The following is an 18,819-nucleotide window of genomic DNA, read 5'->3' as shown; positions in this document are numbered from 1 at the left end:
TCGAAGCAGGCGGCAACGCCGGTAGGCGGGTGTCACCACCACGACCCAGCTGCTTGAGTTGACAGACTTCTAAGTAGGTAGCACTCTAAGCAAGTCACTTAGAGAAACGTCTAAACAAGGAGCCTGAGACGCGATGAGCATCGACAACCTGCCGATCGCGGTGATCGGCGCAGGTCCGGTCGGCCTGGCCGCCGCAGCGCACCTGGCCGAACGCGGACTGGACTTCGTCGTCCTGGAAGCCGGCGACGGCCCCGCCGCGGCCGTGGCCGACTGGGGACACGTGCGGGTGTTCAGCCCGTGGCGCTTCGACATCGACTCCGCCGCCCGCCGCCTGCTCGAAGCCGACGGCTGGACCGCCCCGGACGAGGCCGGCCTGCCCACCGGCGCGCAGCTGGTTGCCGACTACCTGGCCCCGCTGGCCAAGCTGCCCGCCCTGGCCGACCGCGTCCGCTACCAGGCGAAGGTCACGGCGGTCAGCCGCGACGGCCTCGACCGCATCCGCTCCACCGGCCGCGACCAGGCCCCGTTCCTGATCCGCCTCGCCACGGGCGAGGAGCTGACCGCCCGCGCGGTGATCGACGCGTCCGGGACCTGGCCGACCCCCAACGTCCTGGGCGGCTCCGGGCTGCCCGCCCACGGCGAGACCGACGCCGCGGCGCTCATCGACACCGCACTGCCCGACGTCCTCGGCCGCCACCGCGACCGCTTCGCCGGCAGGCACACCCTGGTCGTCGGCGCCGGGCATTCCGCCGCCAACACCCTGCTCGCCCTGGCCCAGCTCGCCGCCGAGGCACCCGGCACGCAGATCAGCTGGGCGATCCGCACCGGCGACGCCGCCCGCACCTACGGCGGCGGCGAGGCCGACGCCCTGCCCGCCCGCGGCGCCCTCGGCACCCGCGTGCGCGACCTGGTCGACGCGGGCACCATCACCCTGCACCCCGGGTTCACGGTCCGTTCGATCACCACCGACAGCGGCCAGGTCACCGTCACGGCACGCAGCGGTGCCGTGGTCACCGCGGACCGGATCGTGTCGGCCACCGGTTTCCGGCCCGACCACACCATCACCGCCGAACTGCGCCTGGACCTCGACCCGATCCTCGGCTCCACCCGCACCCTGGCGCCGCTCATCGACCCGAACCAGCACTCCTGCGGCACCGTCCCGCCCCACGGCGTCGACGAGCTCACCCACCCCGAACCCGGCTACTACGCCATCGGCGCCAAGTCGTACGGCCGCGCCCCCACGTTCCTCATGGCCACCGGCTACGAACAGGCCCGCTCCGTCGTCGCCGCCCTCGCCGGGGACTGGGCGGCGGCCCGCGACGTCCAGCTCGAACTGCCCGAGACCGGGGTCTGCTCGTCCTCGGCGGCACTGGGCGCCGACGACGCGGCCGCCTGCTGCGGCACCCCGGCCCCGCAGTCCGAACCCGCGCGCGGACTCGCCACCGGCATCGCCGGCGGACTGCTGACGCTGCCCGTGCTCCAGCCGACCGCCCCGGCCGCATCCGGCAGCTGCTGCGGCAGCTGATGACCACCACCACCGGCCGTGCCGCCGCCCCCACCCGGGACGGCGGCACCGCCGCATCCGGCCGCCGTCTGATCGCGGCCCTCGCCGTCACCGCGACCGTCGGCTACGGGGTGCTGTTCTACACGTTCTCCGTGGTCGTGCACCCGATCGCGGCCGACCTGCACACCAGCACCGCTGTCATCACCGGCGCCTACACCGTCTGCGTCCTGGTCGCCGCCGCCGCCGCGATACCCGTCGGCCGCTACCTCGACCAGCGCCCGGCCCGCGGCATCATGACCGCCAGCGCCGCCGTCGGCGCGCTCGCCGTCGTCGTGCTGTCGCAGGCGACCGCCGTCTGGCACGTGTACACCGCCTACGTCCTCATCGGCCTGGCCGCCGCGGCCAGCCTCTACGAAGCGGCGTTCACCGTCGTCGTCCACCAGCTCGGCCCCGTACGGCGCTCCAGCGCGGTGCTCACCATCACGGTCGTCGGCGGGTTCGCCTCGACCATCTTCATCCCCACCACCGGCTGGCTCACCCACACCCTCGGCTGGCGCACCGCCCTGCTCATCCTCGCCGGACTCCACGCCGCCACCACCATCACCGGCCATGCCCTGGCCGTGCCGAAAACCGGGCCACCGGCCCGCCGAGCCGCGACCGAACAGACCCCCGCCGCGCCGCACCACCCGTCGGTGCTGCGCGACACCGGATTCTGGCTGCTGGCCGTCGCGTTCGTCGCCCACGGCACCGCCACCTCGGCCGTCAGCGTCCACCTCGTCGGATACCTCATCGACGCGGGCCACCCGGCCACGACCGCCGCCACCATCGCCGGCATGCTCGGCGCCCTGTCGGTCACCGGCCGCATCGCCACCACCGCCATCACCCGCCGCCGGCACATCACCACGACCACCGCCGCCGTGTTCGGCCTGCAAGCAGCCGCAGCTGCGGCGTTGCCCCTGGTCAGTGGCAGTATCGCCGGTGCGGTGGTGTGTGTGGCCCTGTTCGGGCTCGGGTTCGGCGTCGGCACCATCGCCCGGCCCGCGATCCTCGTCGACCGCTACGGCACCACCGCGTACGGCGCCATCTCCGGCACCCTCACCGTCCCCACCACCATCGCCAAAGCCGCCGCTCCGCTGGCCGCCGCAGCCGTCGCGAACACGCTCATGCCCGCCGTCGCGGTGCTGTGCCTGATCGCGGCGGCCGCCATCGCGTGGGCCCGCCGCTCGTTCCGGCACGGCGTAGGTCCGGTCGCGCCAGGCGGTGATCGACTCGCAGGTGGTGGCGCTATCCTCCCCCGATGACGCGTGAGCCCGAGCTGACCAGCCCCGTCGACCTGTGCCTGCCCGACGGGCGGCTCAACCCGGCGGCTGTCGGCTGGACCCGCCGCCCGCTGCACACCGCGAACCTGCGCGGCTGGGGCCGGGCCAAGCGCTGGGAGTACTGGGGCATCGTCACGCCCGCGCACATCGTCGGCCTGGTCGCGTCGTCGCTGGATTACGCCGGGGTGCACGGCGTCTACGTGCTGGACCGCGCCAGCGGTACGGAGACCAGGGTGGACGCGGTCGTGCCGCTGGCCCGGGGTGCGGTGCTGCCGCCGCGCAGCGGCGAGGGCGAGGTGTCGGTGCGCGGCGGCGGCCTGGAGATCGCCATCTCGCAGCGCCCCGACGGCACCGCGATCCGGGCGACCGGCCCCGGGGTGCGGCTGGCGGTCGAGGTGCCGCTGCCCGAGGGGCACGAGTCGCTCGGCGTCGTGGTGCCGTGGAGCGGCAATCGGTTCCAGTACACGGTCAAGGACGTCGGCCGCCCGGTCCACGGGACGCTGGAGCTGCACGGGCGGACGCACGAGATCGGCGGGCCGGACGCGTTCGCGGTGCTCGACCACGGCCGCGGCAAGTGGCCGTACGCGATGACCTGGAACTGGGCGGCCGGGGCGGCGCCGGGCCGGGCGATCCAGCTCGGCGGCAAGTGGACCGACGGCACCGGGGTCACCGAGAACGCGCTGTTCGTCGACGGCCGCCTGCACAAGATCGGCGATGAGCTGCGCTGGACCTACGACCGCTCGGACTGGCTGCGCCCCTGGCAGATCACCGGGGAACGGGTCGGGGCGTCGTTCCACCCGTTCCACGACCGGGTCGCCCGGACCAACCTCGGCGTCGTGGCCGGTGAGACCCACCAGTGCTTCGGTGGTTTCACCGGCTGGGCCACGACCGACGACGGTGTCCGGGTCAGCCTGGACGGGCTGGTCGGCTGGGCCGAGGAGGCCCGCAACCGCTGGTAGCCGCTACGAGGCCAGCGCCGCGTAACGGCCGCCGACCTCCAGCAGGCGGTCGTGCGAGCCGGTTTCGAGAATCCGGCCGTGGTCGACCACGGCGATCTGGTCGGCGTCGCGGACCGTGGACATGCGGTGCGCGATCGTGATCGTCGTACGCCCGCGGGACAGCTCGTCCAGGGCCCGCTGCACGGCGCGCTCGGTCTCGGTGTCCAGCGCGCTGGTCGCCTCGTCCAGCACCAGGATGCGCGGGTCGCGCAGCAGGGTGCGGGCGATCGCGATGCGCTGCTTCTCGCCGCCGGAGAACCGGTGCCCGCGCGAGCCGACGACGGTGTCGTACCCGTCGGGCAGCGCGGCGATCAGGTCGTGGATCTGCGCGGCGCGGGCGGCCTGCTCCAGCTCGGCGTCGGTGGCCGACGGCCGGGCGTAGCGCAGGTTCTCCCGGATCGTGGTGTGCAGCAGGTACGTCTCCTGGCTGACCACGCCGACGATCGCGGCCAGGTCGGCCAGGCGCATGTCGCGCAGGTCGACGCCGTCGACGGTGATCCGGCCCGCGTCCGGGTCGTGCAGGCGGGCGATCAGCGCCGCGAGGGTGCTCTTGCCCGAACCGGTCTCGCCGACCAGGGCCAGCGAGGTGCCTGCCGGGACGTTGAGGCTGACGCCCGCGACCGCGGCGGTGCCGCTGCCGGCGTACGCGTAGGTCACGTCCTCCAGGCGCAGGTGGCCCTGGATCTCGGCCGGGTCCACCCGGACCGGGTGCGGCGGGTCGGCGACCTCCACCGGCAGGTCGAGGTACTCGAAGATCCGTGCGAACAGGGCCAGCGAGCTGGTCAGCGACACGCCGACGTTGAGCAGGCCCATCAGCGGCCGGAACAGGTTGGCCTGCAACGCGGTGAACGCGACCAGCGTGCCGATGCTCAGCGTGCCCGCGGTGCCGGGCAGCCCGGCGCCGAGGTAGATCAGGGCCGGGATGGCGGCGAAGATGATGCTCATCGAGGCCATCCGCCAGCGTCCGGCCAGCTCCGAGCGCAGCTCCAGGTCGATCAGGCGCTCCGACGAGGCGGTGAACCGGTCGACCAGCGCGGCGCCGGTGCCCATCGTCTTGCTCAGCTGTACGCCGCTGATGGACAGGCCCTCGTCGATGGTGACGTTGAGGTCGGCCAGCTCGCGCTGGCGCTGGGCGGTGATGGCCTGGCGCATACGGGCCACCCGGCGGGTCAGGTAGATCGCCGGGGGCAGCACCAGCAGCGACACCAGCGACAGCCGCCAGGACAGGGCGACCATGGCCAGGGCGGTGGCGACGGTGGTGGTGAGGTTCGAGGCGATCGAGGTCGCGGTGGAGGTCACCACCGCCTGCATGCCGCCGATGTCGTTGGTGATGCGCGACTGCACCTCACCGGTGCGGGTGCGGGTGAAGAAGGCGATCGACTGCCGGTGCAGGTGGGCGAAGACGTCGGTGCGCAGCCGGTGCATGATCTGCTGTCCGACGGCGGTCGAGATCCACGTCTGCACGACGCCGAGCGCCGACGTCAGCGCGGCCACGGCGACCATGCCGAGCACGAGCCATGCCAGCAGGGTGAGGTCGTTGTGGGGGAGCGCGGTGTCGATGGTCTCGCGCAGCAGGAACGGCGAGGCCATGGCGATCACGGACGAGGCCACGATGATCGCGGTGACGACGGCGAGCTGCCCGCGGTGGGCGGTGAACAGGCCGCCGATACGGCGCAGGGACACCGCGCGGGCCTGGGCCTTCTCCTCGGCGGTGACGGTGGGCGGTCCGCCGCGGCGGCCGCGTTCGAAAGACGGGCGTTCCAAAGGGCTTCTCCTTGACTCGGACATGCTGAGGTTACCTCAACATGAGGTTCCAACAGCAAGCCCTGGTACGGTATTCCCGTGCAGGATCACGACGAGCCCGGCCTGTCTGAGGCGTTCTGGGGCGTTGCGCGCCAATTGCGCCACCTGACCAAGGACGCCCTCGCGCCCTGGCAGGTCACCCCGTCCCAGGCGCGGGCGCTGGGCGTGCTCGGCAAGGAGCCGGTGCTGCGCCTCAACGAGCTGGCCGAGCAGCTGCGCATCGCACCCCGGTCCGTGACGGAGGTCGTCGACGACCTGGAATCACGGGGCCTGGTCGAGCGGCGGCCCGATCCCGCCGACCGCCGCGCCACCCTCGCGGCGCTGACCGAGACCGGACGCGAGGTCGTCGCCGCCATCGGAGCCGCCCGCCGGGCCGAAGCCGACCGGTTCTTCAGCACCCTCAGCCCCGCCGACCGCGACCACCTGACCCGCATCCTCCAACAGCTCTCCGCCTGACCCCCTGCCGCGGGCGTCCTTGCCCGACAATGTGCCCGTGGAGCGGATAGAGCAGCGACGGGTTCCTGTTCCTCTGCGACCTCGACCCGGTCTTCGAGTTGCGCTTCGAGGACGAGAGCACGTTCACCGTCGTCGTCGACCGGCACGGCGACGGCACCCGGTTCACCCTCACCGAGTACACGGGCCAGGCCGTGCGGAAGGTCTCGCATGTCATCGACCTGACGGCCTACGGCACCCGGGACTTCGGACCCTGAGCCGTCAGTGAGTGAGCCAGGCGTCGATCCCGTCGAGCAGCTGCCGCCTGCGCTGCGGCGCGGCGGCGGAGGCGAGCACCGAATGCCGGGCCAGTGCCGCCATCTCGTCGTCATCGAGCGCGAGGTGGTCGCGGGCCAGGGCGTACTGCCCGGCCAGGTCGGCGCCGAACAGCAGCGGATCGTCGGTGCCCAGCGCCACCGGCACCCCCGCCGCCAGCAGCGCCCGCACCGGCAGCCCGGCGACCTCCGCGACCCCCAGCGGCGGGTACGACGTCGGGCAGATCTCCAGCGCGACACCCCGTTCGGCCAGCAGTTCCACCGTGGCCGGGTCGGCGTGCGCGGTCAGCCCGTGCCCGACCCGGGCCGCGCCCAGCAGCTCGACGCACGCGCGCACGTGCCATGCTCCCTCGTAGAACCCGCCGTGGGGCACCGCGATCAGCCCCGCCCCGGCCGCCACCCGGAACGCGGGCACGAAGTCCTCGACCCGGCCGCGCCGCTCATCGTTGGACAGCCCGAACCCGACGACCCCGTGCCCGGCGTACCGCGCCGCCAGCCCGGCCGTCCGCAGCGCCTGCTCCGGTGCGGCAGCCCAGCTCGACGCCAGGATGATGCCGACCCGGTCACCGGCCGCCGCCAGCACCGTCTCCACGACCGCCTCGTAGCCGCCCAGCCGCTCGGCGTAGGACGACGGGTCGACCTGGAGCTCGGTCCACCCGGCTCCGCAGGCCGCGTCGTCCTCGGCCGCCTCGGCGACCACCCGGGCGATGTCATCGGCGGTACGCAGCACGGCCCGCGCCAGGTCGTACCGCGACTGGAACGCGTCCCACCCCTGCGCCCCGGCGGGGATCGCGTCCGGCACCGGCAGCCCGGCCCGCGCCGCGAGCTCCGCCAGCGTCGCCGGCCGCATCGACCCGGTCAGATGCAGATGCAGATTCGCCTTCGGCAACGTCCTCAGCTCACGCACACCCGCCACGCTACCGGCCGCGCCCCCGCCGAATCGCGCCCCGCCGCCGGGTGTACCGGCCGGCCGCCACGCAAGTTGCCGGGCAATCGGGGGTATGGGCGCGCAAGATACGCCCGATTGCCCGGCAACATGGCCAGGGCCGGGCGGGCGGGCCGGGTCAGGACAGGGCGGGGAGGAGGAGGTTCAGGGCGGCTACGGCGATGCGCCTGGCGTCGGCCTCGTTCGCCGCGACCGCGTTGGTGCCGACGGTATAGCTGCCCTTGGCGACCTCGACCCGGGCCATCACCTTGGACCCGAGGTCGAACGTGAACGCGACCGAGTCGTCGCCCCCGTCGACCGCGAACGGCTTCGGCCCCGGCCGCCCGGCCATCGCGGCCTTCGCCTGCTGGATGAACGTGGCAGCACCGCCGGGCACGCCGCTGATGTCGTTGATGTCGTAACCGACGTTGCCCGCGGGCGAGATGTACGTACACCCGTCGATGTGCTTGATCTGCCCGTCGCTGGTGTGGCTGGCCGAGCTGCCCTTCGCCGTCGCCTTCAGCAGCGCGTTGGCCTCATCGTTGGTGATGAGCACGCACTTGCCGTCGACAGGAAGATCCTTCTTGGACGGTGCCGGCGCGGACGCGGCGGAGGTGGCGCTGAGACTGGGCCCAGGGGCGGCCGTGCCGCCCGTCTTGTCGTCGCAGCCGGCGAGCGCGACGGCGCAGACGGCCGCGAGCAGCAGCCCGGCCCGGGTACGGAGCAACATGATGCGACCTTTCCGGCTCGGTATGAACGCAGTATCGCGATGTGCACACTCGGGTGGACCCGGGAAATCCCTAGCTCTACGCTCGCCTCGTGTTCCCGGAGGTGGCGGCCGAGCAGCTGCTGGTCCTGGCCGAGGCGGCGGCGGACCCGGACGAGGCCGCCCGCCTGGTGTTCGAGGCGTTCCTGGCCCTTTCGCGTACCGTCGCGGGCCAGGCGCTGCTGCCGCTGCTCGATGCGATGACCCAGGTGGCGCGCTCCTCGGATTCGCCCCGGGTGGAGTTCCTGGCCCGGACCCTGTCCGGTGTGGTCGCCGTGCGCACGGGGCAGCCTGAGGGCGTCGAGCTGCTGGAATCGGCACTGGACCGGTTCGGCGCGCACGGTCTCGACGGCGACGCGCTGTATCTGGAGTGCGCGCTGCTGGCGACCCTGACGCTGATCCGGCCGCACGAGGCCCGGCCCCGGTTCGCCGCGCACGTCGACCGGCTCGACCTGGAGCCCGCGCGCCGGGCCCGGCTCGTCGCGATGATCGGGCTGGGCGACGCGTGGGCGGGCAACCTGATCCGGGGCCAGGCCGAGATGCTGGAGGCGCGGCAGCTCGCGCTCGCGGCGGGGCGCGTCGACATCGAGGCCGAGGTCACCTCGTGGCTGATCAAATGCGAGGCGCTGCGGGGCGACCTGGCGGCCTCGGCGGAGCATCTGGCGCGGGCGCGGGAGCTGTCGGCCCGCAACGGTGCGCCGTGGGTCGCCGCGCAGGTGACCGAGGGTGCGGCGGCGCTGCATTTCGCGCGCGGCGACACCGAGGCGTGGGCGGCGCTGCTGGAGTACATGGTGGACAGCGGCATCGGCACCGATTCGGGGCTGCTGTTCGAATACCGGTGGGAGCTGGCGACGTACCGGCTGGAGCGCGGTGATCCGGGTGGGGCCCGCGCGCTGCTGGCCGGGGTGCCGCAGCCGCCGCCGGGCTGGCCGGGCAGCCCGGCGATGGCCGCGTGGCGCCGGTGGATCGAGGACCCGGACGACCCGGCGACCGCTGACGCGTTCGAGGAGGCGCTGACTTTCCTGGTACGGCCCGCCGAGCGGCTGCCCCGGGCGCGGATGGCGTGGCTGCTGGCCCGGCGCCGGGCCGCCACCGGCCGCCGGGCGGACGCGATCCGGCTGCTGGAGGCGGCGTGCACCGGGTACGCCGCGATCGGGGCGGGCGGCATGCTGCACCTGGTCGCCGCAGATCTGGCGGCGGTGACCGGCGGCGGATCGCAGCCGGCGCCCCGGGCCGCGCTGGCCCCGGCCGGGGGCGAGCCCAACCTCACCGGTGCCGAGGTGCGGGTGGCGGTCGCCGTCGCCGACGGGCTGAGCAACCGCGAGACGGCGCAGCGGCTGTACGTGTCGGTGAAGACGATCGAGTTCCACCTCGGCAACATCTACCGCAAGCTGGGCGTACGCAACCGCACCGAACTGGCCAAACAGCTCCATCCGCTGGGCTGACCTCCGCGGGCGGCTACGTGGTGACGTGCGTCGCGTGCCCTTCGACGATCAGGGGGCCGTCGAAGACGAGCACCTCGTTGGCCCGCACGCCGGTCTGGCGGCGGAAGTTGATCACGAGCGCGGTGGTGCCGACGTAGACGCCGAGAAGGTCGAAGTGCAGCTCGGGGTTGTGGCTCAGCGCGTCGGACCAGTAGGCGCGCAGGGCTTCCTTGCCCCGCACGACGCCGCCGGCGCCGTGGCCCAGCCGCGCGGCGGTCGGCGAGCTGAAGACAGCGTCGTCGGCGAAGAGTTCGAGCACACCTTCGAGATCACGTGAGTTCCACAGGGCGATCCACCGCTCGGCGAACGCCGAGGCCGTCTGCTGGTCCATGGCCGGATCATGCCAGCCGGCTCGGCGTGCCCGAGTCGCCCGTGCCGCGTACATCAAACGTGCTATATCAACAGCGGAGGTGTGCAACCGTCTTGATACCGGTGAAACTGCGCGCGGCTCTGCTGGTCGCGGCCTGCGGGGCGCTGTTCGCGCTCGCGGCCTGCGGCGACCACGGCAGCGGCCCCGTCGCGCAGCAGTCCGGCCCGGCGCGGCTGCGGATCCTCATCGGCTCGTCCGGCTCGGCCGAGACGAAGGCGGTCACCGACGCCGCGGCGGCCTGGGCCGCGGCCACCGGCAACACGGCCACCGTGATTCCCGCGCAGGACCTGCAGCAGCAGCTCGGCCAGGCGTTCGCGGGGGGCTCGCCGCCGGACGTGTTCTACGTCGACGCCGCCCGCTTCGCCGATTACGCCAGCATCGGCGCGCTGGAGCCGTACGCCGAGCACCTGCCGCAGGCGGCCGACTTCTACGACAGCCTGCGCGCCGCCTTCACCCGCGACGGCAGGTTCTACTGCGCGCCGAAGGACTTCGCGACCCTGGCTCTGGAGATCAACGACGGGCTGTGGCGGCAGGCCGGGCTGACCGCCGCCGACGTGCCGCGGGACTGGGACGGCCTGCGCGCGGCCGCCGTCCGGCTGCGCGCGGCGGGGCTCGCTCCGCTGGTGCTCGGCGACACCTTCGACCGCATCGGCGCGTTCATGGTGCAGTCCGGCGGCTGGCTGGTCAGCCCCGACGGCAGGCAGGCCATCGCGGACAGCCCGCAGAACCTGCGGGCGCTGCGGTACGTGCAGGACCTGCTGCGGTCCGGGCTGGCCGCCTACCCCAAGCAGGTCGACGCGGGCTGGGCGGGCGAGGCCTTCGGCCGCGGCACCGCCGTGATGACCGTCGAGGGCAACTGGATCAAGGGCGCCCTGGCCAAGGACTATCCCGGCGTCGCGTACTCCGTGCACGAGCTGCCCGCCGGGCCCGCCGGTCCGGGCACCCTGCTGTCGACCACGTGCTGGGGTGTCGCCGCCCGCAGCCCGTTCCAGGCCCAGGCGGTCTCGTTCGTCGAGGCGATGACCGCCGCCGACCAGCAGCTCGCCTTCGCCGACGCGTACGGCGTGATGCCCTCGCTGCGCAGCGCCCGCGACCGCTACCTGCGGCGGTTCCCGGCCGACGCCGCGTTCCTGGCCGGGGCCGACCACGCCCGCGGCCCGGTCAACGCGCCCAGGCTCAGCCGCGTGCTGGCCGACTTCGACAGTCGGCTCCAGGATCTCGCCGCGGCCGACCCCGCCGTGATCCTGGCCCGCCTCCAGCGCAACCTCACCGCCGTACTCCCGGGCTGACATGCGCGCCGCACGCCGCCGCAGCGGCACCAGGGGCAACGAGGCCGCGGCGGGCTGGCTGTTCACCGCGCCGGTCCTGGCCATCCTGGGCCTGTTCCTGGTGCTTCCCATCGGCATGGCGCTGTGGGTGAGCCTGACCGGCTGGAACGGGCAGGGCAGCCCGTTCGCGTCCGGGGTGCCGTTCGTCGGCCTGTCCAACTACACCGACCTGTTCACGCAGGAAGGGCTGGCCCGCGAGACCTTCATGGTCAGCATCCGCAACAACCTGTACTACGTGGCCTTCGCGGTGCCGGCCCAGACCGCCCTGGCCCTGGCCCTGGCGCTGGTGGTCAACCGGCGCGGGCTGCGCGGCAGGTCGTTCTTCCGGACCGCCTTCTACTTCCCGTCGGTCACCAGCTCCGTGGCGATCAGCGTGGTGTTCCTGTTCCTGTTCGCCAACTCCGGCGCGGTGAACGCGCTGCTGGCGTACCTCGGGATCAACGGCCCGGCCTGGTTCACCGACCCGCGCGGGCTGCTGCACCTGGCCCTGGGCGGCCTCGGCCTGGTCGACCCGGCGCACCCGCCGCAGGCGCTCACCTCGTCGGGCCCGTTCGGGCTGTCCTGGTGGGAGTGGCTGTCCGGGCCCAGCGTCGCGATGGCCACCATCATCGCGCTCGCCGTCTGGACCACCAGCGGCACCTTCATGCTGATCTACATCGCCGCGCTGCAGGACATCCCGGTCCAGGTCGAGGAGGCGAGCCTGGTCGACGGCGCGAACGCCTGGCAGCGGCTGGTGCACGTGACCCTGCCGATGCTGAGACCGGCCACGTTCCTGGTGGTCACGCTGGGACTGATCGGCACCTGGCAGGTCTTCGACCAGATCTACGTGATGAGCCAGGGCAACCCGGCGGGCACCACGCTGACCCCGGCGTTCCTGTCCTACCGCACCGCCTTCCGCGACTTCGAGTACGGCTCAGGCGCCGCCATCTCGTTCGTCCTCTTCCTGATCATCGTGGTGATGACGCTGGTCCAGCACTGGATCATGCGCGACCGGGACGAGCCGTGAGCCGCGCCCGCAGCCCGCGCGCGATCGCCGGCACCGTGCTCAGCTACCTCGTGCTGGGCTTCTTCTCGCTGGTCTTCGTGTATCCGTTCGTCATCCAGGCGGCCAACTCGTTCAAGACCGAACCGGACGCCGCCGCCCACCCGCTGTCGCCGATCCCGCACCCGTTCACCACCGCGGCGTTCGCCCAGATCTTCGACAGCACCGAATTCCCGCTCTGGCTGGCCAACTCGGTGCTGGTCACCCTGCTGGTCACCGCGGGCCGGGTGTTCCTGGACTCCCTGGCCGGGTATGCCCTGGCCCGGCTGGACTTCCGCGGCCGCGGCGCGGTCGGCGCGCTGATCGTCGCGGTGATGGCGGTGCCCGGCGTCGTGTTGCTGATCCCGAAGTTCCTGGTGCTCACCGGGCTCGGCATCTACGACACGTACGCCGCGCTGGTGCTGCCGGTGCTCGCCGACGCGGCCGGGGTGTTCATCATGCGGCAGTTCTTCCGGTCCGTGCCGGCGAGCATCGAGGAGGCCGCCCGCATCGACGGGGCGGGCACGTTCCGCGTCTTCTGGTCGGTCGTGCTGCCGATGGCCCGGCCCGCCCTGATCACGCTGACGATCCTGTCGTTCCAGAGTTCCTGGAACGAGTTCCCGCACACCCTGGTGGCGGTGCAGGAGCCCCGGCTGTACACGCTGCCCCGGGGCGTGGCGAACCTGGTCACCGGCTCGCTCGGCGCGGGCACGCAGTATCCGCTCAAGCTCGGTGCCGCCCTGCTGGCCACCATCCCGGTGGCGGTCATCTTCTTCGCGTTGCAGCGCTACTTCGTCCGCGGCGCGGCCGAGGGCGCCAGCAAGGAGTGAATCCTCAGCCCGCCTGGTTCTCGTGCTGGCGCTGGTAGTGGCGGGCGACCCGGGCCCGGTTGCTGCATGACGGCTTGCAGAACTCCTGCCGCCCGTGGCCTTTGACGAAGTAGCGCACGCAGCGCGGGGCGGTGCACGAACGCAGGTCGGCCCGGTCGGGGCCGGTCAGGAAGTCGATCGTGGCACGGGCCAGCGCGGCGGTCAGCAGGGTCGCGGGCGCGGCCGTGCCGTGTTCGGGCCGCGCGGCCGGTTCGCCCTGCTCGGCCCAGGTCAGCCGGGGCGTGGTCGGCACCTGTGCGGCCGCGTCGTTGACCCGGGTCAGGGCCTCGGGCAGCGGCAGCAGCCGGTCGGCGTCGGCGCGGCTGGGCGGCGCGGGCCGTACCGCGCGGGCGAACAGCGCCCGCACCCCGGCCCGCAGGGAGGTGACGTCGGCGAGGGCGCGGGAGTCGGCGGTGAACGCGGCCGCCCAGGGGCCGAGCGCGTCGGCGCGGTCGCGTACCCAGGTGGTCAGCCCGGCCGGGGCGGCGAGGTCGTCGGCCACACCGCCGTTGCCGTCGTGGCGGATCGTGCTCGCCAGGTCGAGAGCCAGGTTGATCACCGGTCCAGGATACGTTACCGTGCCTAACGGCTGGATGAACTTTTAGCGTTAGTCGGCTCACCTCCGAGGGAGAACCATGCTGCTGCTCGCCCACATCAGCGACCTGCATCTGGACGGCACCCAGCGCGCCACCGAACGCGCCCTGCGCGTCATGGACCACCTGCGCAACCTGCCCCGGCCCGTCGACGCCGTCGTCGTCACCGGGGACATCGCCGACCACGGCGAGATCAGCGAGTACGAGGAGGCCGCCCGCATCCTGGCCGCGCCGTTCCCGGTGCTGCTCGCCCCCGGCAACCACGACGCGCGCGGGCCGCTGCGCAAAGGCCTGCTCGGCCTGCCCGAAGACGGCAGCCCGGTCAACTCCGTCCACCGCGTCGGCGGCGCCGCCGTGCTCATGTGCGACTCCAGCATCCCCGGCCGCGATGAGGGACTGCTCGACCCGGACACCGTGGCCTGGATCGACCGCACCCTGAGCGAGCTGCACGACGTCCCGGCCTTCCTCGCCTTCCACCACCCGCCGGTCCGCATGCACCACCCGCTGCCCGACAGCATCGGCCTGCAACGGCAGCAGGACCTCGCCGACCTGCTCGACGCCCACCCGCACGTGGTGGCCGTGCTCACCGGTCACTCCCACACCGCCGCCGCCTCCACCTTCGCCCGGCGGCCGCTGCTGGTCGCCCCCGCGATCACCTGGACCCTGCGCCTGCCCTGGGAGGGCGAGGGCCTCGCCGACCTGGACGCCCCGCCCGCGCTGGCCTACCACGTGCTCGACGACGACGGCAGCCTGATCACCCACTTCCGGGTCGTGCGCTGAACATGGCGCCGCAGGCCGTGGCCGGGTTCCTGCTGGCCGTGCTGCCGCTGGTCGCCACCCCGGGCGCCAGCCTGGCCCTGCTCACCCAGCGGGTCACCGCCGGCGGGGCCAGGCACGCCGCCCCCGTGGTGCTGGGCACCCTCACCGGGCTGTACGTGCACGCGGCACTCGCCGTCGCGGGCCTGTCCGCGCTGGTCATGCACTCCAGCAGGCTGTTCACCGCGGTACGGCTCGCCGGTGCGGCGTACCTGGTGGTGCTCGGGGTCCTGACCTGGCGCGGCCCGCGCCCCGGCACCGGTGCCCGGATCGACCGGCAGCGTTCCGCCTACTGGCAGGCGCTGCTGGGCAACGTGCTCAACCCGAAGGCCGCCTCGATCTACCTCACCCTGGTGCCGCAGTTCGTCGACCCGCGCCGGTCCCTGGCCGCGCAGGTGTTCACCCTGGCCACGGCGCACGCACTGCTCATGGTGGCGTGGCTGGGCGGCTGGACCGCGCTGCTGCGCCGGGCCCGGCGGGCCCTGGCCGTCAGCGGCCTGGCCGCCGTGACCCGCCGCCTGGCCGCGGTCGTCCTGATCGGTCTGGGGGTACGCGCCGCGGTGTGAAGCGGCGGGCGATACCCGCCCGCTGTTCTGCGCACCACCGCACGCGTGTATCGCCCACCGCGCTACTGTGGCCTTGACCTGCCGGTTTCGCGGTTTGCCACCCTCGGGACAGGGGTACGCGACACAGGAGGGAGGTGGCCGTGGCCGACGATCGGGTTACCCATACGACCGTGGTCCACGGTGACGTGTGCCGGGTCGAGCTGGTCGGCGACATCGACATGGCCGTGACCGAGGACCTCGCCGGCTGGCTGACCACCGCGATCGACACCACCGGCTGCCGCCTGCTCGAACTCGACCTGTCGCAGACGCTGTTCCTCGACTCGACCGGCATCACCGCGCTGCTGCGGGTGCGCCAGTACGCCGACGGGCGCGGCGTCGGCTTCAAATGCGTCGACCCGGCACCGTTCGTGCGCCGGATCTTCGACGTGACCGGGGTGACCCCGTATCTCACCTGAGGCATCGGGGCGGCCCCGTCCGGCTGAGCTGGGCCGGGGCTGCGGCACAATGCGCGCATGATCGAGTATCGGGTGAGCTTCGACGCCGACGTGACCTTCGCCAACGGGGGCGGGTTGCAGGCGCAGGGGTTCCGGCTGGACATCCCGTCCGGCACCATCACCGACGCCGAAATCGCCGCCCTGTTCACGCGGCACCTGGGCCTGCTCATGGTGGAGCGGGTCGACCTGCGCGACGTCGAGATCCTCACCGAGCCGCACAAGGGCTCGCGCGGCGGCCCGTCGGACACCGCCGCCGCGCCGAGCGCCCCGACGCGGCTGGTCGAACTCAACCACGTGCTCAGCGACGGCGTCGTCACCTATCCCGGACTGCCCGGCCCGCGCCTGTCCGACCACCTGAGCCGGGCCGACTCCCGGTCGCACTACGCGCCCGGCACCGAGTTCGTCATCGGCCACGTCGACATGGTGACCAACACCGGCACCTACGTCGACAGCCCCTTCCACCGGTACGCCGACGGCCCCGACCTGGCCGACCTGCCCCTGTCGGCCTTCGTCGACCTGCCGGTCGCCGTCGCCCGGGTCACCGGGTCCACCGAGCGCGGCGTCGGCCCGCTGGCGTTCGCGCCGCTGGACGTCGCGGGCCGGGCGGTGCTGGTCCACACAGGCTGGGACCGCCACTTCGGCACCGACGCGTACGGCACCGACGCCCCGTACCTGACCCGTGAAGCCGCCGAATACCTGGTCCAGGCGGGTGCGGCCCTGGTCGGCATCGACTCGGTCAACATCGACGAGATCGTCCCGGCGGGGGAGCGCCCGGTCCACTCGCTCCTGCTCGAAGCCGGCATCCCGATCGTCGAGCACCTCACCGGGCTGGACCAGCTCCCGCTGACCGGCGCCCGCCTGCACGCGGCCCCGCTGCGCATCAGCGGCCTGGGCACCTTCTCCGTCCGCGCCTACGCCCTGGTCCCGTGACCTGAAAGTCGGGGCCCCGGAGCGCGTTCCGGGGCCCCGCTCGCGCTACTCCATGCTGAACATGCCCTCGGGGACCCCGGCGCTCTCGATCTGAAGCCAGATCGAGCGCCACTGCGGGAGCTCGTGGTAGCGGCGCAGCGCGGCCAGGCCGCCCAGCCAGCCGGCCCAGCCCGGGTACGGCGGGTTGGCGGGGTCGAACCCGCTCTGCACCACGGTGAGCCGGGTCTTGCCGTCCGAGTCCGCCAGCTCCCAGCTGTCGATCATGCCGTCGGCGAACCGCAGCGTCGCCTTGCGGCCCGGCTCGAACTCGACGAACCGCGCCCCGCTGGGGTCCAGGTCGAACCCGCCCATCGCGAACCGGCCGCCCACGTGGGGCTCGATGTCGACGTGCACGCCCGACCAGCGGCTGAAAAGCTCCGATGTGGTCATCGAGGCGAAGACCTCGTCCGGCGACGCGTCGATCACCATGGACGCCCGCAGCTCGCTGGACGTGAAGTCGCACTGGGGCGTCAGCTCCCGGCCGTCCAGGTAGTCGGCCAGGTTGGCGATCGACAGCGTCCAGAACGTCTGGAGCGCGCCGCGGGCACCGGCCGTGTCGGCGATCACCTCCGCGAAACTCGGCAGGTCGCTCTGGCTCAGCGTCAACAGCGTGCCGTCCTCGTCCTCGGCCAGCTCGATCTGCACCGTGGACTCGACCCCGTCGACGGTCCAGGCGAACCGGAGGGTGCGCTCGTCCACATGCAGCACGCGCTGGTGCGGCTCGGCGCCGTCGGGCGTGAACCGGCCCCAGAACTCGTACCGGCCGGGCAGGTCGACCTCGGCGTGCTCGGCCAGCCACACGCGCAGCGCGGCCGGGTCGGTCAGTGCCTCGTACACGACCTTGGGCTGGGCCGGCATGACCGCGCGCAGGCGCAGGTCAGACTCGGTCATCGGGATCTCCCTTCGGATAGCAGGCGACGGCCAGGCGGAACGCGTCGCCCTCGGCGCCGCCGTAGCGGGTGAACAGGTCCTGCAGCGTCTGCTGCAACTCGTCGAGGAACGCCTTGCGCTGCTCCGGGCGCACCCGGATGTCTCCGGACACGCCGATCGAGGGCAGGTCCGGCCGGGTGAGGTCGAGCGCGGCGACGTCCGCCTGGACGCCCTCCATCAGGTCGACCAGGTAGCCCAGACTGAGCCGGTCGCGGGTCGGGCGCAGCCCGATCCGGCCCACCAGGCTGGGGGACAGCCAGTACGACCGGCCGGCCGCCTGGTAGATCCCCTCGTTGATCCCGCGCACCCGGCGCTCGGCCACCTGGCGCACCAGGTCGGCGTCCAGCAGGCGCTTGACGTGGTAGTAGACCCGCTGCGGGGTCTGGTCGAGCTCGACCGCCACCTCGGTGCACGACCGGGGCTCGGCGAGCTGCCGCAGCACTTCGATCCGCTGCGGCTTGAGCAGGGCCTCAGCCTGCTCGATCTGGTCGAGGTAGACGACATTTCTCATGGCGAAAATCAGTCTTTACGTAAAAGAATTTTTTGTCAATGGCCCGTAGGCCTGCCGGGACGATGATCCGAAACCGTGGACGCCAGGTGTTGCTCTGGCCGCACCCAGCGACCACGATTTCGGATCACCCCTGTCGGTCGGGGTGGTGCCGCGTCAGCAGGTCACGGTTCGCGCAGGACCGCGGCGATCGCGGAGTACGGCCGGTGCGTGCCGTCGCCGGGCCGGTGCATGCGCTCGACCTCGACGAACCCGGCCTGTGCCAACCGTGCGCAGACCTCGTCGGCGGGCCAGCGATACGCCGTCACGACCTTGTGGTCGAAGGGCTCGACCTCGTCACCCTCGAAGAAGCCGAACACCAGCGTGCCGCCCGGTGCCGTCACCCGCCGGAGCTCGGCGAGCACCCCGTCGAGCTCCCGAGGCGGGGTATGGATCACCGAGAACCAGGCCAGGACACCGGCGACGGAGCGGTCCCCGGCGTCGAGGCTCGCCATCGACCCGAGCCGGTACTCGCCGTCCGGGTGAGCCGCCCTCGCATGGGAGATGAACTCGGGGACGAGGTCGATGCCCACCGCGTCGACGCCGAGCGACCGGAGGTGACCGGTGAGGTGGCCGGGCCCGCAGCCCACGTCGAGCACCCTGCCGGGCCGGAGCAGCAGATGCCGCTCGATGAAGGCCACGTCGTCGGGATGTGTCTGCTGGATCGTGCCGAACAGCCCGATGTAGAGGTCTGTGACGGCGGAGTACGCGGTCTGCACCTGGTCCGAGTTCACCGGGTGACTATGCCGG

General features: G+C 72.8%; 21 protein-coding genes. 13 read left to right on the top strand and 8 right to left on the bottom strand.

Features of this window, described 5'->3' with window-relative positions; genetic code table 11:
* The first annotated feature begins 133 nt into the window (after nucleotides 1-133).
* Genes Cs7R123_RS27435 through Cs7R123_RS27425 form a run of 3 tightly spaced genes read left to right on the top strand, consistent with a single transcriptional unit; the run spans nucleotide 134 to nucleotide 3,782 of the window.
* Nucleotides 134-1,525, top strand: coding sequence for an FAD-dependent oxidoreductase (locus Cs7R123_RS27435; protein ID WP_212830585.1), 1,392 nt, complete (start codon nucleotides 134-136; stop codon nucleotides 1,523-1,525).
* Nucleotides 1,525-2,805 carry an MFS transporter gene (locus tag Cs7R123_RS27430; protein WP_212830584.1) on the top strand — a complete coding sequence of 427 codons (1,281 nt, stop codon included), beginning with the start codon at nucleotides 1,525-1,527 and terminating at the stop codon, nucleotides 2,803-2,805. Before Cs7R123_RS27435 ends, Cs7R123_RS27430 begins: the two co-directional genes overlap by 1 nt.
* Nucleotides 2,802-3,782 (top strand): DUF2804 domain-containing protein, encoded by a 981-nt coding sequence (locus Cs7R123_RS27425; protein ID WP_212830583.1) that lies wholly within the window; start codon nucleotides 2,802-2,804, stop codon nucleotides 3,780-3,782. Before Cs7R123_RS27430 ends, Cs7R123_RS27425 begins: the two co-directional genes overlap by 4 nt.
* 3 nt (nucleotides 3,783-3,785) lie before the next feature.
* Here Cs7R123_RS27425 and Cs7R123_RS27420 read toward each other — a convergent pair whose 3' ends face one another.
* The gene (locus Cs7R123_RS27420) at nucleotides 3,786-5,504 is read right to left on the bottom strand and encodes an ABC transporter ATP-binding protein (protein ID WP_244872469.1); all 1,719 of its coding nucleotides are present in this window, start codon (nucleotides 5,502-5,504) and stop codon (nucleotides 3,786-3,788) included.
* Nucleotides 5,505-5,663: 159 nt separating this feature from the next.
* Between Cs7R123_RS27420 and Cs7R123_RS27415 the strand changes: the two genes are divergently transcribed.
* A complete protein-coding gene (locus Cs7R123_RS27415) occupies nucleotides 5,664-6,080 on the top strand; it encodes a MarR family winged helix-turn-helix transcriptional regulator (protein WP_212830581.1) in 417 nt (138 codons plus the stop codon).
* 98 nt (nucleotides 6,081-6,178) lie between these two features.
* The gene (locus Cs7R123_RS27410) at nucleotides 6,179-6,334 is read left to right on the top strand and encodes a hypothetical protein (protein ID WP_212830580.1); all 156 of its coding nucleotides are present in this window, start codon (nucleotides 6,179-6,181) and stop codon (nucleotides 6,332-6,334) included.
* 4 nt (nucleotides 6,335-6,338) lie between these two features.
* On the opposite strand, the gene add is transcribed toward Cs7R123_RS27410, so the two are convergent.
* Together add and Cs7R123_RS27400 are read right to left on the bottom strand one after the other, a co-directional pair.
* On the bottom strand, nucleotides 6,339-7,298 hold the full coding sequence (gene add, locus Cs7R123_RS27405) for an adenosine deaminase (protein WP_244872181.1): 960 nt from the start codon (nucleotides 7,296-7,298) through the stop codon (nucleotides 6,339-6,341).
* Nucleotides 7,299-7,455: 157 nt separating this feature from the next.
* Nucleotides 7,456-8,046: a hypothetical protein gene (locus Cs7R123_RS27400; protein ID WP_212830579.1), complete on the bottom strand. Its 591-nt coding sequence runs from the start codon at nucleotides 8,044-8,046 to the stop codon at nucleotides 7,456-7,458.
* Between the two features lie 89 nt (nucleotides 8,047-8,135).
* Here Cs7R123_RS27400 and Cs7R123_RS27395 point away from each other — a divergent pair, with 89 nt between their 5' ends.
* On the top strand, nucleotides 8,136-9,527 hold the full coding sequence (locus tag Cs7R123_RS27395; RefSeq protein WP_212830578.1) for a helix-turn-helix transcriptional regulator: 1,392 nt from the start codon (nucleotides 8,136-8,138) through the stop codon (nucleotides 9,525-9,527).
* A gap of 13 nt (nucleotides 9,528-9,540) precedes the next feature.
* Here Cs7R123_RS27395 and Cs7R123_RS27390 read toward each other — a convergent pair whose 3' ends face one another.
* The gene (locus Cs7R123_RS27390) at nucleotides 9,541-9,897 is read right to left on the bottom strand and encodes a nuclear transport factor 2 family protein (protein WP_212830577.1); all 357 of its coding nucleotides are present in this window, start codon (nucleotides 9,895-9,897) and stop codon (nucleotides 9,541-9,543) included.
* A gap of 101 nt (nucleotides 9,898-9,998) precedes the next feature.
* Between Cs7R123_RS27390 and Cs7R123_RS27385 the strand changes: the two genes are divergently transcribed.
* Genes Cs7R123_RS27385 through Cs7R123_RS27375 form a run of 3 tightly spaced genes read left to right on the top strand, consistent with a single transcriptional unit; the run spans nucleotide 9,999 to nucleotide 13,115 of the window.
* Nucleotides 9,999-11,225, top strand: coding sequence for an extracellular solute-binding protein (locus tag Cs7R123_RS27385; RefSeq protein WP_244872180.1), 1,227 nt, complete (start codon nucleotides 9,999-10,001; stop codon nucleotides 11,223-11,225).
* Nucleotide 11,226: 1 nt separating this feature from the next.
* Nucleotides 11,227-12,270: a carbohydrate ABC transporter permease gene (locus tag Cs7R123_RS27380; protein WP_212830576.1), complete on the top strand. Its 1,044-nt coding sequence runs from the start codon at nucleotides 11,227-11,229 to the stop codon at nucleotides 12,268-12,270.
* Complete coding sequence (locus Cs7R123_RS27375) at nucleotides 12,267-13,115, top strand: carbohydrate ABC transporter permease (RefSeq protein WP_244872179.1); 849 nt, start codon at nucleotides 12,267-12,269, stop codon at nucleotides 13,113-13,115. Before Cs7R123_RS27380 ends, Cs7R123_RS27375 begins: the two co-directional genes overlap by 4 nt.
* A 4-nt stretch (nucleotides 13,116-13,119) precedes the next feature.
* Here Cs7R123_RS27375 and Cs7R123_RS27370 read toward each other — a convergent pair whose 3' ends face one another.
* Nucleotides 13,120-13,713, bottom strand: a complete 594-nt coding sequence (locus tag Cs7R123_RS27370) for an ABATE domain-containing protein (RefSeq protein ID WP_212830575.1) — start codon at nucleotides 13,711-13,713, stop codon at nucleotides 13,120-13,122.
* Nucleotides 13,714-13,789: 76 nt separating this feature from the next.
* Between Cs7R123_RS27370 and Cs7R123_RS27365 the strand changes: the two genes are divergently transcribed.
* From Cs7R123_RS27365 to Cs7R123_RS27350, 4 genes are all read left to right on the top strand, one after another.
* Nucleotides 13,790-14,527: a metallophosphoesterase gene (locus Cs7R123_RS27365; RefSeq protein WP_212830574.1), complete on the top strand. Its 738-nt coding sequence runs from the start codon at nucleotides 13,790-13,792 to the stop codon at nucleotides 14,525-14,527.
* Nucleotides 14,528-14,529: 2 nt separating this feature from the next.
* A complete protein-coding gene (locus Cs7R123_RS27360; protein WP_212830573.1) occupies nucleotides 14,530-15,129 on the top strand; it encodes a LysE family translocator in 600 nt (199 codons plus the stop codon).
* A gap of 140 nt (nucleotides 15,130-15,269) precedes the next feature.
* The gene (locus Cs7R123_RS27355) at nucleotides 15,270-15,584 is read left to right on the top strand and encodes an STAS domain-containing protein (protein WP_212830572.1); all 315 of its coding nucleotides are present in this window, start codon (nucleotides 15,270-15,272) and stop codon (nucleotides 15,582-15,584) included.
* Nucleotides 15,585-15,641: 57 nt separating this feature from the next.
* Nucleotides 15,642-16,553 carry a cyclase family protein gene (locus tag Cs7R123_RS27350; RefSeq protein WP_212830571.1) on the top strand — a complete coding sequence of 304 codons (912 nt, stop codon included), beginning with the start codon at nucleotides 15,642-15,644 and terminating at the stop codon, nucleotides 16,551-16,553.
* Between the two features lie 45 nt (nucleotides 16,554-16,598).
* Here Cs7R123_RS27350 and Cs7R123_RS27345 read toward each other — a convergent pair whose 3' ends face one another.
* The 3 genes from Cs7R123_RS27345 to Cs7R123_RS27335 form a co-directional block, all read right to left on the bottom strand.
* Complete coding sequence (locus Cs7R123_RS27345) at nucleotides 16,599-17,483, bottom strand: SRPBCC family protein (RefSeq protein WP_212830570.1); 885 nt, start codon at nucleotides 17,481-17,483, stop codon at nucleotides 16,599-16,601.
* The gene (locus tag Cs7R123_RS27340; RefSeq protein WP_212830569.1) at nucleotides 17,470-18,033 is read right to left on the bottom strand and encodes a helix-turn-helix domain-containing protein; all 564 of its coding nucleotides are present in this window, start codon (nucleotides 18,031-18,033) and stop codon (nucleotides 17,470-17,472) included. The genes Cs7R123_RS27345 and Cs7R123_RS27340 overlap by 14 nt, the downstream gene beginning before the upstream one ends.
* A gap of 161 nt (nucleotides 18,034-18,194) precedes the next feature.
* Nucleotides 18,195-18,803, bottom strand: a complete 609-nt coding sequence (locus Cs7R123_RS27335; RefSeq protein WP_212830568.1) for a bifunctional 2-polyprenyl-6-hydroxyphenol methylase/3-demethylubiquinol 3-O-methyltransferase UbiG — start codon at nucleotides 18,801-18,803, stop codon at nucleotides 18,195-18,197.
* Nucleotides 18,804-18,819 lie beyond the last annotated feature (16 nt).

The sequence above is a fragment of the Catellatospora sp. TT07R-123 genome (genome assembly GCF_018327705.1).
Lineage (GTDB): Bacteria > Actinomycetota > Actinomycetes > Mycobacteriales > Micromonosporaceae > Catellatospora.
The sequence above is the reverse complement of the archived record's forward strand: the minus strand, read 5'-3'. Positions and strand labels throughout refer to the sequence as shown.

Coding starts and splice junctions, on each gene's coding strand:
- Cs7R123_RS27435 (WP_212830585.1), top strand. CDS start 134: ATGAGCATCGACAACCTGCCGATCGCGGTGATCGGCGCAGGTCCGGTC.
- Cs7R123_RS27430 (WP_212830584.1), top strand. CDS start 1,525: ATGACCACCACCACCGGCCGTGCCGCCGCCCCCACCCGGGACGGCGGC.
- Cs7R123_RS27425 (WP_212830583.1), top strand. CDS start 2,802: ATGACGCGTGAGCCCGAGCTGACCAGCCCCGTCGACCTGTGCCTGCCC.
- Cs7R123_RS27400 (WP_212830579.1), bottom strand. CDS start 8,046: ATGTTGCTCCGTACCCGGGCCGGGCTGCTGCTCGCGGCCGTCTGCGCC.
- Cs7R123_RS27390 (WP_212830577.1), bottom strand. CDS start 9,897: ATGGACCAGCAGACGGCCTCGGCGTTCGCCGAGCGGTGGATCGCCCTG.
- Cs7R123_RS27380 (WP_212830576.1), top strand. CDS start 11,227: ATGCGCGCCGCACGCCGCCGCAGCGGCACCAGGGGCAACGAGGCCGCG.
- Cs7R123_RS27365 (WP_212830574.1), top strand. CDS start 13,790: ATGCTGCTGCTCGCCCACATCAGCGACCTGCATCTGGACGGCACCCAG.
- Cs7R123_RS27360 (WP_212830573.1), top strand. CDS start 14,530: ATGGCGCCGCAGGCCGTGGCCGGGTTCCTGCTGGCCGTGCTGCCGCTG.
- Cs7R123_RS27350 (WP_212830571.1), top strand. CDS start 15,642: ATGATCGAGTATCGGGTGAGCTTCGACGCCGACGTGACCTTCGCCAAC.
- Cs7R123_RS27345 (WP_212830570.1), bottom strand. CDS start 17,483: ATGACCGAGTCTGACCTGCGCCTGCGCGCGGTCATGCCGGCCCAGCCC.
- Cs7R123_RS27340 (WP_212830569.1), bottom strand. CDS start 18,033: ATGAGAAATGTCGTCTACCTCGACCAGATCGAGCAGGCTGAGGCCCTG.